Genomic DNA, 17,718 nt, shown 5'->3' with positions numbered 1-17,718 from the left:
GGAAAAACGCCTCCGGATGACTATCTGTCATTGCCCCGAAGCGTCTTGGTGAGGGAAAATGCTCGCCTTTTTTCCGTATTGATTTAACAAACCCCCAGGAGATCAGCGATGCCTAGCCGTCGTGAGCGTGCCAACGCCATTCGTGCCCTCAGCATGGATGCCGTGCAAAAAGCCAACAGCGGCCATCCCGGTGCACCTATGGGTATGGCAGATATCGCCGAAGTGCTTTGGCGCGACTACCTCAAGCACAACCCGAGCAACCCGTCGTTCGCCGACCGTGACCGTTTCGTGCTGTCCAACGGCCACGGCTCGATGTTGATCTACTCGCTGCTGCACCTGACCGGTTACGACCTGTCGATCGACGACCTGAAGCAATTCCGTCAACTGCACAGCCGCACCCCGGGCCACCCGGAATTCGGTTACACCCCGGGCGTCGAAACCACCACCGGCCCGCTGGGTCAGGGTCTGGCCAACGCCGTGGGCTTCGCCCTGGCTGAAAAGGTACTGGGCGCGCAGTTCAACCGTCCTGGCCACAACATCGTCGACCACCACACCTACGTGTTCCTGGGTGATGGCTGCATGATGGAAGGCATTTCCCACGAAGTCGCTTCCCTGGCCGGCACTTTGGGCCTGGGCAAGCTGATCGCCTTCTACGATGACAACGGCATCTCCATCGACGGCGAAGTCGAAGGCTGGTTCACCGACGACACGCCGAAGCGTTTCGAGTCCTACAACTGGCAAGTGATCCGCAACGTTGACGGTCACGACCCGGAAGAGATCAAGACCGCCATCGAGACCGCTCGCAAGAGCCCGCTGCCGACCCTGATCTGCTGCAAGACCACCATCGGTTTCGGTTCGCCGAACAAGCAAGGCAAGGAAGACTGCCACGGCGCCCCGCTGGGTGACGCGGAAATCGCCCTGACCCGTCAGGCGCTGAACTGGAACCACGGCCCGTTCGAAATCCCGGCCGACATCTATGCCGAGTGGGACGCCAAGGAAAAGGGCCGCGCCGCCGAAGCCGAGTGGGACCAGCGTTTCGCTGCCTACTCCGCTGCGTTCCCGACCGAAGCCAACGAACTGATCCGTCGCCTGAGCGGCGAACTGCCGGCCGACTTCTCCGAGAAGGCTGATGCCTACATCGCTGAAGTCGCGGCCAAGGGCGAAACCATCGCCAGCCGTAAAGCCAGCCAGAACGCCCTGAACGCGTTCGGCCCGCTGCTGCCGGAAGTGCTGGGCGGTTCGGCTGACCTGGCCGGTTCCAACCTGACCCTGTGGAAAGGCTGCAAAGGCGTCAGCGCCGAAGACGCCAGCGGCAACTACATGTACTACGGCGTGCGCGAATTCGGTATGACCGCGATCATGAACGGTGTTGCCCTGCACGGCGGTCTGGTGCCTTACGGCGCGACCTTCCTGATGTTCATGGAATACGCCCGCAACGCAGTGCGCATGTCCGCTCTGATGAAACAGCGCGTGATCCACGTCTACACCCACGACTCCATCGGTCTGGGCGAAGACGGCCCGACGCACCAGCCGATCGAGCAACTGACCAGCCTGCGCAGCACGCCGAACCTCGACACCTGGCGTCCAGCCGATGCCGTTGAATCGGCCGTGGCCTGGAAAAACGCCCTGGAGCGCAAGGACGGCCCGTCGGCGCTGATCTTCTCGCGTCAGAACCTGCAGCACCAAACCCGTGATGCCGGCCAGATCGCCGACATCCGCCGTGGCGGTTACGTGCTGAAGGACTGCGCAGGCGAGCCTGAGCTGATCCTGATCGCCACCGGTTCGGAAGTCGGTCTGGCCGTTCAGGCCTACGACAAACTGACCGAGCAGGGCCGCAAGGTGCGCGTGGTTTCCATGCCATGCACCAGCGCGTTCGACGCTCAGGACGCCAGCTACAAGCAATCGGTCCTGCCGTTGCAGGTCAGCGCGCGTATCGCGATCGAAGCGGCTCACGCCGACTTCTGGTTCAAGTACGTGGGTCTGGAAGGTCGCGTGATCGGCATGACCACCTACGGCGAATCGGCTCCGGCTTCGGCACTGTTCGAAGAGTTCGGCTTCACCCTGGAAAACATCCTGGGTCAGGCTGAAGAGCTGCTGGAAGACTAAGGCACAACGCGGTGATCTCATGATCACCGCAATCCTTGTGGGAGCTGGCTTGCCAGCGATAGGGCCATCCGCGTCAACATACATGTTGCCTGATCGGACGCTATCGCTGGCAAGCCAGCTCCCACATGGGATGTGTCGCAAATAAGCATTGCGTCTGCCTGCGTATTATCGAGAACCCCATGCCTCAACCGCGTCCCTACAAAGTTGCACTCAACGGCTACGGCCGGATTGGTCGTTGCGTCTTGCGTGCGTTGTTCGAGCGAGGCTCGGCGGCAGGGTTTGAAATTGTCGCGATCAACGATCTGGCCGACATGGCCAGCATCGAATACCTGACACGCTTCGACTCCACCCACGGCCGGTTCCCTGGCGAGGTGAAGGTCGACGGCGATTGTCTGCATATTAATGGCGACTGCGTGAAGGTCCTGCGCAGTGCCACCCCCGAAGGCATCGATTGGGCGTCGCTGGGCGTCGATCTGGTGCTCGAATGCTCCGGCGCCTACCACACTCGTGCAGACGGCCAGCGTTTCCTCGACGCCGGCGCGCCGCGTGTGCTGTTTTCGCAGCCGATGGCCAGCGAGGCGGATGTCGACGCCACCATCGTCTACGGCGTCAATCAGGATTGCCTGACCGGCGACGAACTGCTGGTGTCCAACGCCTCCTGCACCACCAACTGCGGCGTGCCGCTGTTGCGTCTGCTGGATCAGGCGGTCGGTCTGGATTACGTGTCGATCACCACGATTCACTCGGCGATGAACGATCAGCCGGTGATCGACGCCTATCACCACGAAGACCTGCGCCGCACCCGTTCGGCGTTCCAGTCGGTGATCCCGGTGTCCACCGGTCTGGCGCGTGGTATCGAGCGCCTGCTGCCGGAACTTGCCGGGCGAATCCAGGCCAAAGCCGTACGAGTGCCGACGGTCAACGTGTCCTGCCTCGACATCACGATGCAGACCGCGAGCGACACCGACGCCGGCGAAGTCAACCGGATCCTGCGCGATGCCGCCACCAGCGGCCCGCTGAAGGGTCTGTTGGCCTACACCGAATTGCCTCACGCAAGTTGTGATTTCAACCATGACCCACATTCGGCCATCGTCGATGCCAGTCAGACCCGTGTTTCCGGCCCTCGGCTGGTGAACATCCTGGCCTGGTTCGACAACGAATGGGGTTTTGCCAACCGAATGCTGGATGTTGCAGAACACTATCTGCAAACAGCGACTTCAAAAAAACCGTAGGAAGTGCGACCCATGACCGTGTTGAAGATGTCCGACCTCGATCTGCAAGGTAAGCGCGTATTGATCCGCGAAGACCTCAACGTCCCAGTCAAGGACGGTGTTGTCACCAGCGATGCGCGTATCCTGGCCTCGCTGCCGACCATCAAGCTGGCCCTGGAAAAAGGCGCGGCCGTGATGGTCTGCTCGCACCTGGGTCGTCCGACCGAAGGCGAATTCTCTGCCGAGAACAGCCTCAAGCCAGTCGCCGACTATCTGAGCAAGGCGCTGGGTCGTGAAGTGCCGCTGGTGGCCGACTACCTGGGCGGCGTTGACGTCAAGGCCGGCGACATCGTGCTGTTCGAAAACGTGCGCTTCAACAAGGGTGAGAAAAAGAACGCCGACGAACTGGCCCAGCAATACGCCGCCCTGTGCGACGTGTTCGTGATGGACGCTTTCGGCACTGCTCACCGCGCCGAAGGTTCGACCCACGGCGTCGCCAAGTTCGCCAAGGTCGCCGCTGCCGGCCCTCTGCTGGCTGCTGAACTCGACGCACTGGGCAAAGCCCTGGGCGCACCGGCCAAGCCGATGGCTGCCATCGTTGCCGGCTCCAAGGTCTCGACCAAACTCGACGTGCTGAACAGCCTGAGCCAGATCTGCGATCAGCTGATCGTCGGCGGCGGCATCGCCAACACCTTCCTCGCTGCGGCCGGTCACCCCGTCGGCAAATCGCTGTACGAGCCGGACCTGCTGGACACCGCGCGCGCCATCGCCGCCAAGGTCAGCGTGCCGCTGCCGGTGGACGTGGTGGTTGCCAAGGAATTCGCTGAAAGCGCAGAAGCGACCGTGAAGCTTATCGCTGATGTTGCTGCTGACGACATGATCCTCGACATCGGCCCGCAAACCGCGGCCAACTTCGCCGAACTGCTGAAGTCGTCGAAAACCATCCTGTGGAACGGCCCGGTCGGCGTGTTTGAATTCGACCAGTTCGGCAACGGCACCAAAGTGCTGGCCCAGGCCATCGCCGAAAGCGCGGCGTTCTCGATTGCCGGCGGTGGCGACACCCTGGCGGCCATCGATAAATATGGCGTGGCTGAAAAGATCTCCTACATTTCCACCGGCGGTGGCGCGTTCCTCGAATTCGTCGAAGGCAAGGTGCTGCCGGCCGTTGAAGTCCTGGAAAGCCGGGCCAAGGCCTGAGGCCGCCCGATTGGCCAGGCAAAGGAGTGTTCAGATGGTCAAGTCGTTAGCGCTGTTGCTGCTGACCGGTACGCTGGCGGCCTGCGGGAGTAACCCGAAGGCCGAGCCGACACCGGCACCGGGCGAGGCCCAGAAAGGCTGCTACCAGGCCGACTGGCAGGCCGAAACCAACCCGGTGCTGAACAAGCGCTCGGGCCCGGACGGTCTGGACAAATACGAGACGCAAACCCCGGCCAAGGAACATGGTTGTCCTTGACCGGTCTGACTCTTTACTCAAGTCCGGCGGCGTGCGCTGCCGGTCGAGGAACACGGATGAAAGGCTTGATCGCCGTTGCGGCACTGGGATTGTTGGGTGGTTGCGCGCAGTGGAACCCGTTCCAGTCGTCTGCCCCTGTGGATAACTGGACCACCTGGACCTGCGACAGCCAGGCCAAGGTGCTGTGGCGCTTCACCGATGCTGCCCGCAAGGAGGTCGATGTGCGCCTGGGCGGCGGCGATCAGGTCTATCGCCTGAAAGAAGAGCCGGGCGCCTCGGGTGCGCTGTACAGCGACGACATGCTGGCGTTTCACATCAAAGGTAATGAAGGCCTGGTCTACTGGGTCGCTACCAATGATCTGATCGGCCGGGGCTGCAAAGCCGAATAAAACAGAATTTGCTTTATCGAATCACCAGGCCGGGCCTCAACCCCCGATCTGCAATCACTTGAATAGCCGCCGCCGCTCCGGCAGGCTGGCACGATTAACGACCCAAACCGGGAGAGACACACACAATGGCACTTATCAGCATGCGCCAGATGCTGGACCACGCAGCCGAGTTCGGCTACGGCGTTCCAGCCTTCAACGTCAACAACCTTGAGCAGATGCGCGCCATCATGGAAGCCGCTGACAAGACTGACTCCCCGGTGATCGTCCAGGCTTCGGCCGGCGCTCGCAAATACGCCGGCGCGCCGTTCCTGCGTCACCTGATCCTGGCCGCGATCGAAGAATTCCCGCACATCCCGGTGTGCATGCACCAGGACCACGGCACCAGCCCTGACGTCTGCCAGCGTTCCATTCAACTGGGCTTCAGCTCGGTCATGATGGACGGCTCCCTCGGCGAAGACGGCAAGACGCCGACCGACTACGAATACAACGTCCGCGTAACCCAACAAACCGTCGCCATGGCTCACGCCTGCGGCGTTTCGGTTGAAGGCGAACTGGGCTGCCTGGGTTCGCTGGAAACCGGCATGGCCGGTGAAGAAGACGGCATCGGCGCTGAAGGCGTTCTGGATCACAGCCAGATGCTGACCGACCCGGAAGAAGCCGCTGACTTCGTCAAGAAGACTCAGGTCGACGCCCTGGCCATCGCCATCGGCACCAGCCACGGCGCCTACAAGTTCACCAAGCCACCTACCGGCGACGTGCTGGCCATCGACCGCATCAAGGAAATCCACAAACGCATCCCGAACACCCACCTGGTGATGCACGGTTCCTCGTCGGTTCCACAGGAGTGGCTGGCGATCATCAACCAGTACGGCGGCGACATCAAAGAAACCTACGGCGTACCGGTTGAAGAAATCGTCGAAGGCATCAAGCACGGTGTGCGCAAGGTCAACATCGACACCGACCTGCGTCTGGCATCCACCGGCGCAATGCGTCGCCTGATGGCCACCAACCCGAGCGAGTTCGACCCACGTAAATTCTTCGGCGAAACCGTGAAGGCGATGCGCGATGTATGTATCGCTCGTTACGAAGCATTCGGTACTGCCGGCAACGCTTCGAAGATCAAGCCGATCTCGCTGGAAAGCATGTATCAGCGTTATCTGAAGGGTGAGTTGAACGCCAAGGTCAATTGAGACTGGGTGTTTAGCTGATTTGAAAGAAACCCGCCGAGAGGCGGGTTTCTTTTTGCCTGGAGTTTTATCAAGCAGCCGACTGACGTAAGGCGCTTGAAATGTCACCTATAGTGGACATAATCGAGTCTGTATTTATAAAAGTCCTTTATGGGTGACATTTATGCTGCTCCCCAATCCAGCGGTTTTCGGAGAAAGAATTCGGCAATTGCGTCGGGCCAAAGGCTATAGCCAAGCGATATTGGCCCACAGAGCCAAATGCAGCCGCAAAACCATCATTGACCTTGAGGCCGGCGAGAATGTCGCGCTCTACACCGCGTTCAGGGTGCTGTCAGCGCTGGGCATGGCGCTGGAAATTGTCGACAACCGAATCGACCTCAAATCCCTGGCCGATCTGGTAGAGCACGATGAGTAAAGTCAAACGGCTCAACGTCACCACGCCGCAAGGCTTCTCCGGCGAGTTGTCCAAGGGGTCGCAGTTTTCCTTCGCTTATGAAAGCGCAGATGCAACAAGGGAAGTCTCACTGGTCATGCCCTATGACCCAACGCCCTCGGTGAGCAACGTGCTGCATCCGATCTTCGATATGAATGTGCCTGAAGGGTTTCTGGCGGATCAGATCAAGCGCCGGATGGCCAAGCACATGCAAGTCGATGAGATGCGCCTGTTATCAGTTATCGGCGGGAACCAGATCGGACGCCTCACCTACCAAAATCCGATAGAGACTCCGGTATCCGTGCGTGCGCAAGTCGGATTGCAGGAGATCCTGTCTGCCGATATTTCGCAGGGCGTTTTCGAGTTTCTGGTCGACACCTATTTCGAGTCGGGCATTTCAGGGGTGCAGCCCAAAGTGCTGGTACCCGACCTGGACAAACTCGCCGGCAATCGAAAAACCATGCTCAGCTCCGATCTGATCGTCAAATCAGGCGCGGATGAGTACGCGCATCTGGCTCAGAATGAATTTCTTTGCCTGGAGGCGGCTCGTCTTGCCGGTTTGGAAACACCGCCGTTCTGGCTGTCCGAAAACGGCGATTTGTTTGTGATGGAGCGCTTTGACTTGACCGAAGCCGGTCGTCTCGGGTTTGAAGACATGGCCGTTCTGTTGGGGCTCAACAAAGATCCCCATGACAACTACAAGTATTCGCAGAGCTACGAAACCCTCGCGGCTGTGATTGGCCAGGTCTGCCGGCATGGTGATCCGCTTCGGGAATTGGAGCGCTTCTTCTCTTCGGTCTGCCTTTCGGTGATGGTTCGAAACGGGGACGCGCACCTGAAGAACTTCGGTGTGATCTATACCCATCCAGACGCTCTTGAAACCGTGCAATTGGCTCCCGTTTTCGATGTCACCACCACAACGGTCTACGAAAACTACAATCCAAAATCAGGACGCTCATTGGTTGATCGCACATTGGCCATCAAGATGAACAAAGTGAAAAGCTATCCGGATCGCCAGCTACTGATCGAGTTTGGTCGCAAGCATTGCTCAGTGGAGAAGCCGGCCTTGATCATCGAGCGTATTGCCGAGGCGATGACTCAAGCCTTGGCGAATCATCAGACGCGAGTGAACGGTGAGTTGTTTGCTGATATGCAGCGGGAATGGGATGCAGGGCGGGGAGTAGCGTTGAATGACTCCATTGGCTCAGGAATGAAGCGAAAGCCAGTGAGCAAGACTGGCATTTGATGCCTGTCGGCAGAGTTGAAGCAGGGGATAAACAAGTCCACTTTCTTGTGGATGGTAATTGTTGTTCAGCGTGAGAGGGACTGATCTATTTAGTGTGGTGGCTATATGTATTAAATAAATCTGTCCCCGTTTCTCTGTCCCCGTTTCTCCCTCAATTTCAAGCATGGTGGCGGAAACGTTGTTGTTGATGCTGGAGAATTTGACGTCTACGATCCATGAGGGCTGTGTCCTTGGTTTTCTGGTGTGTGTTCGCAACTATTACCGTAGACCAAGGCCAGCCCTTCTTCATTTTTGCTTTTAGCTCAATTGGTTAGCTACTAAATAAGTTCCATTAAAATCAAATCTGACTTCACTTCCCTTACCCCACCTTTACTATTGCGATATCGGAGCTACTTTCCCCACCTGTTTTACATCCACAATTACATACCCCATCAAATGGGTGACGCCATACCATCGCGATGCGGTCCCATATCGGAGACATTGAGCGAGGAGGTGGTGGAATATAGGGCTCGGAACTTTGTTGATGAGGGTTAATATGGCCAAACTCTGTGAGCGAAAGAATCATTTCATCTAGTCGGTCATGAAGAAAAATACGCCTTATGGAACTTTTCTGGATTACCTCTATATTGTTTTCTTGTGGGCCGGTTTGAAGTATAAAACCGTCATCATCGTTTCCAATAATAGTGCCGCCACACATTTTTCCGTCCTCTGAAGCGAATGTTGCTAAGTCATTGCTTTCCAAGAGAATTTTCATCTAAAAGCTCCTTTTTTGTTGAGTCTATATTATTGCTTCATCTCTCAGCCCGATCTACTGTCAAAAATTACAGGTTTTAATAATATTTAGGGCTGGCGTAGGTCAGCGTTATTCCATTTGTGAAGTCGTATCTTTTAAAAGCCGCAATTTTTTTGTGATTAATTTGTTCAAGTTAATGGTGTCTTATAACCAAGGTTGGTGGAGTTGTATTTGCAAATGAAAAAAAAGGGTGGGGAGTGGCATTCTGGTAAGTGAATTAAATAAGTTTCCCCCTCTTTCTATTGTCTTTGCAGATGTCTCAGGAGATTCTAAATTTTGCAGAAAGCGATGCTGAGACAAGAACGCCGCTTGCGTTGCGTTGTAAATAACGAAGTGCATAGTCACCATTTTGAAGTGTCAAATTTTTCTCTACACCAATGCGGCCTAGTTTAATATCCAGTAAAGGATTGAGCCTTTGGAGGGTTAAAGTTTCGGTGTGTACGGTAGTCGAAGGACCAGTGGGGTTGATCGGATTGATTAGAAGCTCGATTTTGTCATCAATCCGAGTGTTTACGGGTAGATGCAATAGCATGCCTGCCAAGGCTGTGTTTGTTTTTGAGTTGTTCCACTGTACCCAAGGTGCTGGGGCCACGCTGGCAGTTGTTGGAGGCGGGGCAGTGATGGAGGAAACAGTTATGCTTGGAGGCGGAAATTGTACTGACGGAGAAAGCATTGTTAAAACGCTCATGATTAAACTCCTGTTGTGTGCAGGGAACGGTGAAAAATTATCCCTTCGCTTAATAACGAGTCCCTGATTTCACTCAATGAATACGGCGCCGGACAGTGTGTCACGGTATATTTGATCGACTTACTATGTCAGGGACTTGTAAGCTATTGGTTGAAAGGAATAGGGTCGGGTTTTATTCGGTGATTGGACGAATTGTAAGCTCGACCCCTTGGCTTATCTCCTGTTGTAGTTCCAGTTGGGGTTGTTCTCTCTGTGCGAGTTAATAGCCATCGTGATTCCAACTCCCGCCGCGGCACTTCTGGAATCAGGTCTCCATGTGACTTTTTTTGCGTCATCTGAAGTCGTGACGTCCGCTGTCAAAATGAATCTATCTGACGCTAGGTTGATCGGCCCGGAAGCATTAACTCTTTGGGATGCATCGAGGATGTCAGCTGTTATTGATGTTGAGTTTGAATCGATGTTTGAGATTCTCGCTATAACCTGTTGTTTGTTCAAGTCCATAAAGGTCAGAAGCTGTCCAAGCGTGATATTCGATAGAGCGGTTGTCTCAATCGTGCTGCAACCCTTCATGGTTTTTTGGGGTTCCGAAAGCCAGACGGATCCGCCGATGCCACCGTACATGCGTACAATATTTTGCATTTCGATCACTTGTGGCTCATTTTTTACGTCAAGAATCAGTGCGTGCGCATCTTGATCAAAGCTGATGAATTTGCCGTCGTAGTAGAAATCATCAACAGTGAAAATGTATACAGAATCACCATTCTCAAAATCAACGTTAGGGAAGTTCATTTGATAATTCCTTTTATGAGTCCTGGATTGAAAGGGTTTGCATTTGTTCTGTTGCTTGTATGGGTGTGGCTGGTTCCCATAGGTTTGGGTCACTGCGAGGGTGATTGTTGTGGATTTTCAAACGTGGTGGGTACTGTCAAAGTTGACAGTTTTTTATACCGTTTGGCGATGGCGTAAATAGCAGTTTTCGTTTTTTGAAGCGGAAGATATTTTTATTTCAGGGGAAATATGAACTCTTCTTTTTTTTGATCTCTGCAGTAAATGAATTCGTCACCTTTTTTTGCTCCCTTTTGTTCAGGTGGTGTTGTAGTGAGTGGTTGAAATGCTGCAGGGCCATAGCTGGGATAGTTCTTATGGCTGAATTGAATTAGAAACTGGTATTTTTTACAGGTTCCTTGAGCTCAAGTGCTTGTTAGGCTGTGAGTGTATGAGCTTGGTTTCAATCATCCATCCGGCATCTTTGATCAAGTAGGTTGAACATGAATGTTGCCCCTGTTGTAGCGGTTCCGGGAAATCTGATTGGATTGAGCGCTACTACCCTGCAAATAGCTTCCGATCCTAATCCTTATTCATTTTTGCAGATGAGAAGTGTTGCGCCGTTGCTGGTGCAAGTGCCGGGGACGGTGTTCGTTGCTTTCCACTACGCATTGCCATGGGCCACCCGGTTTGGCGATGAGCTGGAAATCTTTCTGGTTGACCAAGGCCTTTTTCCAACGTCGGTAATGAAGATTCATCTCGATGACTATCGGATTTTTGTGGCTCTTAGAAGGCAGCAAGGTGTATTTATCCAGAACGAGATCAATACAAGTCGTTGGCCAGCCATGGGTATTACGCCCGGCATCTATGATGTTGAAGTTGTGCACTCTGGTGCGACTCTACCGGGTGTGCCGACTCCGCCCTCTCCGGCGCCTCAAGTGCCCGCTATTCCGAGTCGAGTGGTCGCTCTCAGTTTCCTTCGCCCGTATTTGATTACCTAGTCAGGCAGGCTCCAGGCCATGTCCGGTCTAAGGCAACCCGCCCCGTCATGCTCAGTGAAAGGGCGGGTTTGTGGGTTTCTGCGGTGCTCAGGTTATTTCAGCTCGACGTGATCCAGCGCCTGATTCACTGCCAGTTCTCCCAGCATTACCAACTGCGCAATGCCAATCGCGGTTTTACGGTCGACGGGGGCGAGGGAGGCGGCGAAGTTGTTGAGCATTTCGCTGGCGGAGCCGAGGGTTTCGCTGGCGTTGGCCAGCAGGGATTCGGTGTTGTAGGCGGGGTTGGCGAAGTACATGCGGTCGGGTTCGTTGACCGTGGCCATGATGCGGGCGCCGGGGCAGAGGTAGTGGTCGAGGGCGCGTTCGGCGGCTTCGTTGAGTTTTTTGGGGTCGAGGGAATCGTAGGGGGAGGCCAGATCGGTCTCTGGCGGGTTTGGCGTAATTTTGAACATATGCTGAAAACTCCTGTAAGGAGCTGCCGGCCCTTCCCTACTAAAAGAAGGGTGGCAGCTGTGCGCAGGTTAGTAGACCGGGGAGTATTCAGCATTGACCGGCGCGCCGAAGCGCCCTGCACACAGCCACCATCACGGTCAGACTGGAATGTCTGATGGATAGCGCGTTGCACGTAGCTGAAAACACCTCGGGCTACTAAACCCGATCACTGCGAATCAGTGACCCGAATCAAGTTACCGATGGCCCTCCAGGCGCACAAGCCGGCGGATTCTGGCGTACCGGTAGGCAGCGACGCAAGTCGATGTAGGCTTCGGGAAGTTGCGCCGGGCTGCTTTAAACATGACCGTTTAAACGTCAGCGCTGCCGCAGGCGCCATCGCTGGCAAGTCGAATCGTCGAACCGCAGTTCCCACAGGTTATTTGTCGTGGTCAATGTCCAGTTTTGAGAACGTCACCTGCCCACCCTCACTGGTGTACCCGGTGTTGTCCTGCACATACACGCCCGCCTTGAAATACAACGGTTTGTTGCGCCACGTCGCGCTGATCTGCGAATCCCACTGATACCCGGCCGCACTCACGCCCAGCGCGCCGCCGGGGCTCAGGTGAATGAGGTAGTTGAACTCGCGATTGAGTTTGATCCCGGTGGCGAGGGTGATGACGCGGCTTTCGTCCTGATCCGGATGGGTGCGCAGCTTGATCACCAGGTTGCCGGTCTCGGTTTTGTCCTTGTATTGGTACTCAAGCTTGAGCATCGGCTTCTGGCTTTCATAGGCGTGGATCTGGCCGATGACGATCTTGCCGGAACTGGGCACTTTGTTGACCGAGAGGGTTGCGCGCAACAGGTTGTCGGCGTCCGGGTAGTACCAGTTGCGCAATGTTCCATTGCTGTAGGTCTCGCGCAGTTCAGTGCGGGGGTAGATGGCGTTTTCGGTTTTCGAGCCGGTCACCGGGGACCAGAAGAAAAGGGTGCCGGTGTCGGAATGGAAGTACTGATCCTTGAAGCCGTTCACCAGTTTGGAGGTTTCGACGGTGTAGGGCGGGCTGCCAACGGGAACGCTGAGGTTCCAGGTTGCGAGGTCGATCATGTCGGTTCTTCCACTTTTTTGCTGTTGCACGCGCGTGCCAGAAGCTCTAACTCGCGGTTCTTGGGGGCGGCCTTTATAAGCGTAGAGGGATTTTTTGTTAACGGCCGTCTGGCGGATGATTGGCGTCAACATCCTGTCGAAATGCCATCTTTCCCGGTTTTCGGGGGCTTCAGCGGTGACCGTTAGTCGGCTACTCACCGGATTGGTTAAATGATGGCGCGGTGACAGCTACTGCTTTTACAGATCCCGGACTAGAGTGAAGACTCAGTGACTGTACGGTTTTCACGAGAAACCGCCCGGAACGCTGATCCGAGATGCCCCGACACGAGATGTCCCGACAAGAGAAGCAGCATGGAATGCGCGCAACCCCAGCCAGGTGAAGGCAGCTCAGTCCTTTTGATCGTTGATGATTACCCTGAAAATCTGATCAGCATGCGCGCGTTGCTGCAGCGCCAGGACTGGCAGGTGATGACCGCGGCTTCCGGTTTCGAAGCCCTCAGCCTGCTGCTCGAACACGACGTCGATCTGGTGCTGCTGGATGTGCAGATGCCGGGCATGGACGGCTTCGAAGTCGCGCGGCTGATGCGCGGCAGTCAGCGCACGCGCCTGACCCCGATCATTTTCCTCACCGCCAATGAGCAGTCCCAGGACGCCGTGATCAAGGGCTACGCCAGTGGTGCGGTGGATTACCTGTTCAAACCCTTCGATCCGCAGATTCTCAAGCCGAAAGTCCAGGCGTTGCTGGAGCACCAGCGCAATCGCCGGGCCTTGCAGCGCTTGAGTCAGGATCTGGAATCGGCGCGGGCCTTCAATGCCTCGGTGCTGGATAACGCCGCCGAAGGCATTCTGGTGCTGGCTGAGGATGGTTTGATTCGCTTCGCCAATCCGGCGATTTCCCGGCTGCTCAATGCGCCGGTGAAGGAGCTGGAAGGGCAGGAGTTTCTCGATTTCCTGCAGAAACCGCACATTCCGCTGTGGGCCGATTCCGAGTTTTATGCCAGTTACAAACGCGGCGAGACGTTGCGCTTACACGACGCGTTGCTGCGTACCGCGCCGGGGCAGCAGGTGCCGGTGGCTTTGTCCTGTGCGCCGCTGCCAAGTGAACAGCACGCGATGGTGGTGACGGTGCTGGACATGTCGGTGGTGCGCCATCTGCATCAGCAGCTGGAATTTCAGGCTGTCACCGACCCGCTGACCGGGCTGCTCAATCGCCGGGGTTTTTACCAGACCGTGGAAAACCTGCTGCTGCGCGGCGAGCGCACGGACAGCAGCTGGGTGCTGATGTACCTCGATCTCGACGGCTTCAAAAGGGTCAACGATTCCCTCGGCCATGATGCCGGGGACCGGGTGTTGCGCTGGGTTTCCGAACAATTGAAAGCCTGCCTGCGGCCATTCGACATTCTGGCGCGGATGGGCGGCGATGAATTCACCGCGCTGCTGGATCTGGAATTCCCCGAACAAGCGGCGAAGATTGCCGAGAAGCTCATCGAGCGGGTGTCGATCTGTCAGCAGATTGAAGGCCTCGATATCGCGCTCGGCGCCAGTATCGGCATCGCCACCTACCCGGATTGCGGCAACAACCTCGACGGTTTGCTGCGCGCCTCGGACATCGCGATGTACGAGGCCAAGCGTGCCGGGCGTCAGCAATATCGCTTCTACGATCATGAAATGAACGGCCGCGCGCGCTCGCGGCTGATGCTGGAAGAGAGCGTGCGCAACGCTATCGAGAACCGCGATTTCAATCTGGTCTATCAGCCGCAAGTGGCGATAGGCGACGGCAGGATTCGCGGTTTCGAGGCGTTGTTGCGCTGGCAGCACCCGAGCGTCGGCGATGTACCGCCGGGGCTGTTCCTGCCGTTGCTGGAAGAGGCGACGTTGATCAGCCGGCTCGGCAGCTGGATTTATCACCGCAGCGCCGGGCAGCGTAAGGCCTGGGAATCCGAGTTTTCCAGGGATCTGGTGATTGGTGTGAGCCTGAGCAACACCCAGTTCGGTATGCCGAATCTGGTCACCGAATTGCGCCAGGTGCTGGAGCGCCATGGTTTGCAGCCGCACCAGATGGAAGTCGAAGTCACTGAAGAAGCGCTGACGATCAACCCGGATGAAACCCGCAAACAGCTCAAGCTGCTGCGCAATCTCGGGGTGCGGGTAGCGCTGGACGATTTCGGTTCCGGGTCCTGCTCGCTGTCGCATCTACGCGATCTGGAACTGGACACCCTTAAACTCGATCGCCATCTGATCGCCCGATTGCCGGATTCGACCCGGGACGCCTCGCTGGTGCGCAGTGTCATCGCCCTGTGCAAGGAATACGGCTTGCTGGTGATTGCCGAAGGCGTGGAAACCGTCGAGCAATTCCAGTGGCTGCAAGCCCATGGTTGCGAGTACGTGCAAGGCTTCCTGGTGGCGCGGCCGTTGGTCGCCGAGGACACCGCACGCTTTACCGAGCCGTTCGACTGGAGCGCGTTGGCCGGTTGAATTCGCTACACTGGCGGCCTTTTCATGACCTGTGCCGCCCCATGACTGCGTTGAAATACCTCCAGGCCTATCCCGCGAATCTGCAGGATCAGGTGCGCCAATTGATCGCCGACAACCGCCTCGGTGATTACCTGAGCCAACGCTATCCGGGTCGCCACGATGTGCAGAGCGACAAGGCCTTGTACGGCTATGCGCTGGATCTGAAGCAGGAATACCTGCGCAACGCCCCGGCCATCGACAAGGTGCTGTTCGACAACCGCCTCGACCTGACTCATCGCGCCCTCGGCCTGCACACCACGGTCTCACGGGTGCAGGGCGGCAAGCTCAAGGCCAAGAAAGAGATCCGCATCGCCTCGCTGTTCAAGGACGCCGCGCCGGAGTTTCTGAAGATGATCGTCGTGCACGAACTGGCGCACTTCAAGGAGTCGGATCACAACAAGGCGTTCTATAAGTTATGTGAGCACATGCTGCCGGGCTACCACCAGGTCGAGTTCGACCTGCGGGTGTACCTGACGTGGCGGGACATGCAATAAGACATCAAACAACGGAGCGCATGCATGGACGTAAGCAAGACCAAGAGCAGTTTCTACCGGCGCTTGTACGTGGCGTACCTGATCGACAGCGGCCTGGCGAGTAGCGTGCCCGCGCTGACCGAGGTCACCGGCATGCCCCGGCGCACGGCGCAGGACACGATTGCGGCGCTGGCGGATCTGGATATCGTCTGCGAGTTCGAACAGGAAGAGGGCGCGCGCAATCATGCGGGGCGCTATCGGATTCGTGAGTGGGGGGCGATTGATCGGGGGTGGATCGAGCGCAATTTGCGGCAGATCAAGGCTGTTCTCGAGTATCCCTGAGTCCTGTGTTGACAGGGCTGGCGCCTTCGCGAGCAAGCTCGCTCCCACATTGAAATGCATTCCGCCTGTGGGAGCGAGCTTGCTCGCGAAGGCGTTCCGACGAAGAGACCCTCAGGACCGCCGCATACCAATATGCGGAATGTCATCCTCAAGATATTCCTCACCCGCCACGACAAACCCGTAGCGCCCGTAATACCCCTGCAAATGCGCCTGGGCCGACAGATAGATCGGCACTTCAGGCCAATGCTTCTCGGCCTGCTTCAGCGCCTGCTCCATCATTTCATGCCCCAAGCCTTTGCCACGCCCGGCCGGCGCCGTCAGCACGCGGCCGATCACTACGTCGCCACCCTGGGATTCCGGGTCCAGCAGGCGCAGGTACGCCACCAGCTGATCGCCGTCCCAGCCCATCAAATGGCAGGTGTCGCCGTCCAGATCCTGACCGTCCGGATCCAGGTACGCGCAGCGCTGTTCGACCACGAATACTTCCGAGCGCAATTTCAAAATGGCGTACAGCTGCTCCAGTCCCAGATCGCTGTGATGTTTGCAGACCCACTCGATTGTCATCTTCCGATTCCTTGAACTACGTCGCCCGATACTAAGCGCAGCGCCGAAATATGTCTGTATGGCTGAGAAATCTGTGACAAAGGCCAAAATGCCATCATTCCAATATCGCGGCCCGCCGTACTTTGTGTAATCTGCTGGGAAGCGCTGTGCAATGGCTTCAATGAGCTAATGTTAGGGCCTGGGATTCGCCGGTAAGGGGCCTTGGGGTTTTGACTGAAAACACGCCGGGCGGCCCGCCCGCTAAGGATTTTCAAGCATGCCGCGATTGCATCGAGCCTTTGCTTTGATCGGATTGCTGTTGCTGGGTCAAAGCGCTGCAGCGGAGAAATTGCGTCTGGTGTTCGACGTCTGGCCGCCCTTTACCGATGACACGCTGGTCAACGGTGGGCTGGCGACCGACATCGTCAGCACGGCCCTGGCCCGTGCCGGTTATGCCAGCGGTTACGAGCAGGTGCCATGGGCGCGGGCGTTGATGGGGGTTGGCGAAGGACGTTACGACGTGCTGGTCAACGCTTGGTACAACGACGAGCGCACGAAGCTGGGGCAGTTTTCTGCCGAGTACCTGCTCAATCGCGTGCGCTTCCTCAAGCGCAAAGACGCGCCCATCGAATACAACAACCTGCAGGAACTGCACACCTATCCGATTGCGGTTGTGCGCGGCTACGCCTATTCGGCGCCGTTCGACGCCGATACCGCCTTGCAGAAAGTCCCTGTGCATAACTTCGCCATGGCCGTGCGCATGCTCGCGGCGGACCGGGTCAAGCTGACCCTGGAAGACGAATACGTCGCCCGCTATTACCTGGCCCGGGAATCACCGAAAGTGCGCAACGCGGTGGAGTTTCTGCCCAAGCCGTTGAGCGAGAACAGCCTGCATATTCTGGTCAGCCTGAAGAACCCGCAGCACGAACAGATCGTGGCGGGGTTCGACAAGGCGATTGCATCGATGAAGGCCGATGGCAGCTATGACAAGTTGCTCAGGCAGCATGGCATGTGAGGGGCTGATCCAGAATTTGCGG

At 56.9% G+C, this 17,718-nt stretch carries 19 protein-coding genes; 13 read left to right on the top strand and 6 right to left on the bottom strand.

Translation table 11 applies throughout. The features are described from left to right. Nucleotides 1-108: 108 nt before the first annotated feature. The 8 genes from tkt (at nt 109) to IHQ43_RS27105 (ending at nt 8,025) form a co-directional block, all read left to right on the top strand. Entirely contained in the window at nt 109-2,106 is a 1,998-nt protein-coding gene (gene tkt / locus IHQ43_RS27140) for a transketolase (protein ID WP_192562692.1), read from the top strand. A gap of 179 nt (nt 2,107-2,285) precedes the next feature. Then, on the top strand, nt 2,286-3,338 hold the full coding sequence (epd, locus tag IHQ43_RS27135) for an erythrose-4-phosphate dehydrogenase (RefSeq protein WP_007959703.1): 1,053 nt from the start codon (nt 2,286-2,288) through the stop codon (nt 3,336-3,338). A 12-nt stretch (nt 3,339-3,350) separates the two neighbouring features. After that, nucleotides 3,351-4,514, top strand: a complete 1,164-nt coding sequence (locus IHQ43_RS27130; RefSeq protein WP_179693423.1) for a phosphoglycerate kinase — start codon at nt 3,351-3,353, stop codon at nt 4,512-4,514. A gap of 34 nt (nt 4,515-4,548) precedes the next feature. Next, nucleotides 4,549-4,770 (top strand): hypothetical protein, encoded by a 222-nt coding sequence (locus IHQ43_RS27125; protein WP_007959706.1) that lies wholly within the window; start codon nt 4,549-4,551, stop codon nt 4,768-4,770. A gap of 56 nt (nt 4,771-4,826) precedes the next feature. After that, a complete protein-coding gene (locus IHQ43_RS27120) occupies nt 4,827-5,159 on the top strand; it encodes an MliC family protein (RefSeq protein WP_039767975.1) in 333 nt (110 codons plus the stop codon). A gap of 125 nt (nt 5,160-5,284) precedes the next feature. Further along, a complete protein-coding gene (gene fba / locus IHQ43_RS27115) occupies nt 5,285-6,349 on the top strand; it encodes a class II fructose-bisphosphate aldolase (RefSeq protein ID WP_007959708.1) in 1,065 nt (354 codons plus the stop codon). Nucleotides 6,350-6,509: 160 nt separating this feature from the next. After that, a complete protein-coding gene (locus tag IHQ43_RS27110) occupies nt 6,510-6,761 on the top strand; it encodes a helix-turn-helix transcriptional regulator (RefSeq protein WP_102619726.1) in 252 nt (83 codons plus the stop codon). After that, nucleotides 6,754-8,025, top strand: coding sequence for a type II toxin-antitoxin system HipA family toxin (locus tag IHQ43_RS27105; RefSeq protein ID WP_192562691.1), 1,272 nt, complete (start codon nt 6,754-6,756; stop codon nt 8,023-8,025). The genes IHQ43_RS27110 and IHQ43_RS27105 overlap by 8 nt, the downstream gene beginning before the upstream one ends. A 358-nt stretch (nt 8,026-8,383) precedes the next feature. Here the strand turns inward: IHQ43_RS27105 and IHQ43_RS27100 are convergent, their stop codons facing one another. The 3 genes from IHQ43_RS27100 to IHQ43_RS27090 all read right to left on the bottom strand — a co-directional run bounded on the left by IHQ43_RS27100 (nt 8,384) and on the right by IHQ43_RS27090 (nt 10,295). Further along, complete coding sequence (locus tag IHQ43_RS27100) at nt 8,384-8,779, bottom strand: hypothetical protein (RefSeq protein ID WP_192562690.1); 396 nt, start codon at nt 8,777-8,779, stop codon at nt 8,384-8,386. 298 nt (nt 8,780-9,077) lie between these two features. Continuing rightward, nucleotides 9,078-9,506: a hypothetical protein gene (locus tag IHQ43_RS27095; RefSeq protein WP_192562689.1), complete on the bottom strand. Its 429-nt coding sequence runs from the start codon at nt 9,504-9,506 to the stop codon at nt 9,078-9,080. A 213-nt stretch (nt 9,507-9,719) separates the two neighbouring features. Continuing rightward, nucleotides 9,720-10,295, bottom strand: a complete 576-nt coding sequence (locus IHQ43_RS27090) for a hypothetical protein (RefSeq protein ID WP_192562688.1) — start codon at nt 10,293-10,295, stop codon at nt 9,720-9,722. Between the two features lie 479 nt (nt 10,296-10,774). On the opposite strand from IHQ43_RS27090, the gene IHQ43_RS27085 reads away from it, so the two are divergent. After that, nucleotides 10,775-11,272 carry a hypothetical protein gene (locus IHQ43_RS27085; RefSeq protein ID WP_192562687.1) on the top strand — a complete coding sequence of 166 codons (498 nt, stop codon included), beginning with the start codon at nt 10,775-10,777 and terminating at the stop codon, nt 11,270-11,272. Nucleotides 11,273-11,364: 92 nt separating this feature from the next. Here IHQ43_RS27085 and IHQ43_RS27080 read toward each other — a convergent pair whose 3' ends face one another. Next, nucleotides 11,365-11,724 carry a DUF6124 family protein gene (locus IHQ43_RS27080; RefSeq protein ID WP_192562686.1) on the bottom strand — a complete coding sequence of 120 codons (360 nt, stop codon included), beginning with the start codon at nt 11,722-11,724 and terminating at the stop codon, nt 11,365-11,367. Between the two features lie 416 nt (nt 11,725-12,140). Next, nucleotides 12,141-12,809: a polysaccharide lyase family 7 protein gene (locus tag IHQ43_RS27075; protein WP_007959711.1), complete on the bottom strand. Its 669-nt coding sequence runs from the start codon at nt 12,807-12,809 to the stop codon at nt 12,141-12,143. A 351-nt stretch (nt 12,810-13,160) separates the two neighbouring features. On the opposite strand from IHQ43_RS27075, the gene IHQ43_RS27070 reads away from it, so the two are divergent. Genes IHQ43_RS27070 through IHQ43_RS27060 form a run of 3 tightly spaced genes read left to right on the top strand, consistent with a single transcriptional unit; the run spans nt 13,161 to nt 16,138 of the window. Next, entirely contained in the window at nt 13,161-15,284 is a 2,124-nt protein-coding gene (locus IHQ43_RS27070; protein ID WP_192562685.1) for a putative bifunctional diguanylate cyclase/phosphodiesterase, read from the top strand. Nucleotides 15,285-15,325: 41 nt separating this feature from the next. Further along, the gene (locus tag IHQ43_RS27065) at nt 15,326-15,817 is read left to right on the top strand and encodes a M48 metallopeptidase family protein (RefSeq protein ID WP_007959720.1); all 492 of its coding nucleotides are present in this window, start codon (nt 15,326-15,328) and stop codon (nt 15,815-15,817) included. A 24-nt stretch (nt 15,818-15,841) separates the two neighbouring features. Beyond that, nucleotides 15,842-16,138 carry a winged helix-turn-helix domain-containing protein gene (locus IHQ43_RS27060; RefSeq protein ID WP_007894945.1) on the top strand — a complete coding sequence of 99 codons (297 nt, stop codon included), beginning with the start codon at nt 15,842-15,844 and terminating at the stop codon, nt 16,136-16,138. A 111-nt stretch (nt 16,139-16,249) separates the two neighbouring features. On the opposite strand, the gene IHQ43_RS27055 is transcribed toward IHQ43_RS27060, so the two are convergent. Continuing rightward, on the bottom strand, nt 16,250-16,702 hold the full coding sequence (locus IHQ43_RS27055; RefSeq protein WP_192562684.1) for a GNAT family N-acetyltransferase: 453 nt from the start codon (nt 16,700-16,702) through the stop codon (nt 16,250-16,252). Nucleotides 16,703-16,958: 256 nt separating this feature from the next. Here IHQ43_RS27055 and IHQ43_RS27050 point away from each other — a divergent pair, with 256 nt between their 5' ends. Continuing rightward, nucleotides 16,959-17,696 (top strand): substrate-binding periplasmic protein, encoded by a 738-nt coding sequence (locus tag IHQ43_RS27050; RefSeq protein WP_064380188.1) that lies wholly within the window; start codon nt 16,959-16,961, stop codon nt 17,694-17,696. Nucleotides 17,697-17,718 lie beyond the last annotated feature (22 nt).

Origin of the sequence: Pseudomonas gozinkensis (assembly GCF_014863585.1) — a bacterium.
In the GTDB taxonomy this organism is placed as follows: Bacteria; Pseudomonadota; Gammaproteobacteria; order Pseudomonadales; family Pseudomonadaceae; genus Aquipseudomonas; species Aquipseudomonas gozinkensis.
The sequence above is the reverse complement of the archived record's forward strand: the minus strand, read 5'-3'. Positions and strand labels throughout refer to the sequence as shown.

Bases quoted from the DNA above. Each gene is read 5' to 3' on its own strand.
- tkt (WP_192562692.1), top strand. From the start codon at position 109: ATGCCTAGCCGTCGTGAGCGTGCCAACGCCATTCGTGCCCTCAGCATG.
- epd (WP_007959703.1), top strand. From the start codon at position 2,286: ATGCCTCAACCGCGTCCCTACAAAGTTGCACTCAACGGCTACGGCCGG.
- IHQ43_RS27130 (WP_179693423.1), top strand. From the start codon at position 3,351: ATGACCGTGTTGAAGATGTCCGACCTCGATCTGCAAGGTAAGCGCGTA.
- IHQ43_RS27125 (WP_007959706.1), top strand. From the start codon at position 4,549: ATGGTCAAGTCGTTAGCGCTGTTGCTGCTGACCGGTACGCTGGCGGCC.
- IHQ43_RS27120 (WP_039767975.1), top strand. From the start codon at position 4,827: ATGAAAGGCTTGATCGCCGTTGCGGCACTGGGATTGTTGGGTGGTTGC.
- fba (WP_007959708.1), top strand. From the start codon at position 5,285: ATGGCACTTATCAGCATGCGCCAGATGCTGGACCACGCAGCCGAGTTC.
- IHQ43_RS27110 (WP_102619726.1), top strand. From the start codon at position 6,510: ATGCTGCTCCCCAATCCAGCGGTTTTCGGAGAAAGAATTCGGCAATTG.
- IHQ43_RS27105 (WP_192562691.1), top strand. From the start codon at position 6,754: ATGAGTAAAGTCAAACGGCTCAACGTCACCACGCCGCAAGGCTTCTCC.
- IHQ43_RS27100 (WP_192562690.1), bottom strand. From the start codon at position 8,779: ATGAAAATTCTCTTGGAAAGCAATGACTTAGCAACATTCGCTTCAGAG.
- IHQ43_RS27095 (WP_192562689.1), bottom strand. From the start codon at position 9,506: ATGAGCGTTTTAACAATGCTTTCTCCGTCAGTACAATTTCCGCCTCCA.
- IHQ43_RS27090 (WP_192562688.1), bottom strand. From the start codon at position 10,295: ATGAACTTCCCTAACGTTGATTTTGAGAATGGTGATTCTGTATACATT.
- IHQ43_RS27085 (WP_192562687.1), top strand. From the start codon at position 10,775: ATGAATGTTGCCCCTGTTGTAGCGGTTCCGGGAAATCTGATTGGATTG.
- IHQ43_RS27080 (WP_192562686.1), bottom strand. From the start codon at position 11,724: ATGTTCAAAATTACGCCAAACCCGCCAGAGACCGATCTGGCCTCCCCC.
- IHQ43_RS27075 (WP_007959711.1), bottom strand. From the start codon at position 12,809: ATGATCGACCTCGCAACCTGGAACCTCAGCGTTCCCGTTGGCAGCCCG.
- IHQ43_RS27070 (WP_192562685.1), top strand. From the start codon at position 13,161: ATGGAATGCGCGCAACCCCAGCCAGGTGAAGGCAGCTCAGTCCTTTTG.
- IHQ43_RS27065 (WP_007959720.1), top strand. From the start codon at position 15,326: ATGACTGCGTTGAAATACCTCCAGGCCTATCCCGCGAATCTGCAGGAT.
- IHQ43_RS27060 (WP_007894945.1), top strand. From the start codon at position 15,842: ATGGACGTAAGCAAGACCAAGAGCAGTTTCTACCGGCGCTTGTACGTG.
- IHQ43_RS27055 (WP_192562684.1), bottom strand. From the start codon at position 16,702: ATGACAATCGAGTGGGTCTGCAAACATCACAGCGATCTGGGACTGGAG.
- IHQ43_RS27050 (WP_064380188.1), top strand. From the start codon at position 16,959: ATGCCGCGATTGCATCGAGCCTTTGCTTTGATCGGATTGCTGTTGCTG.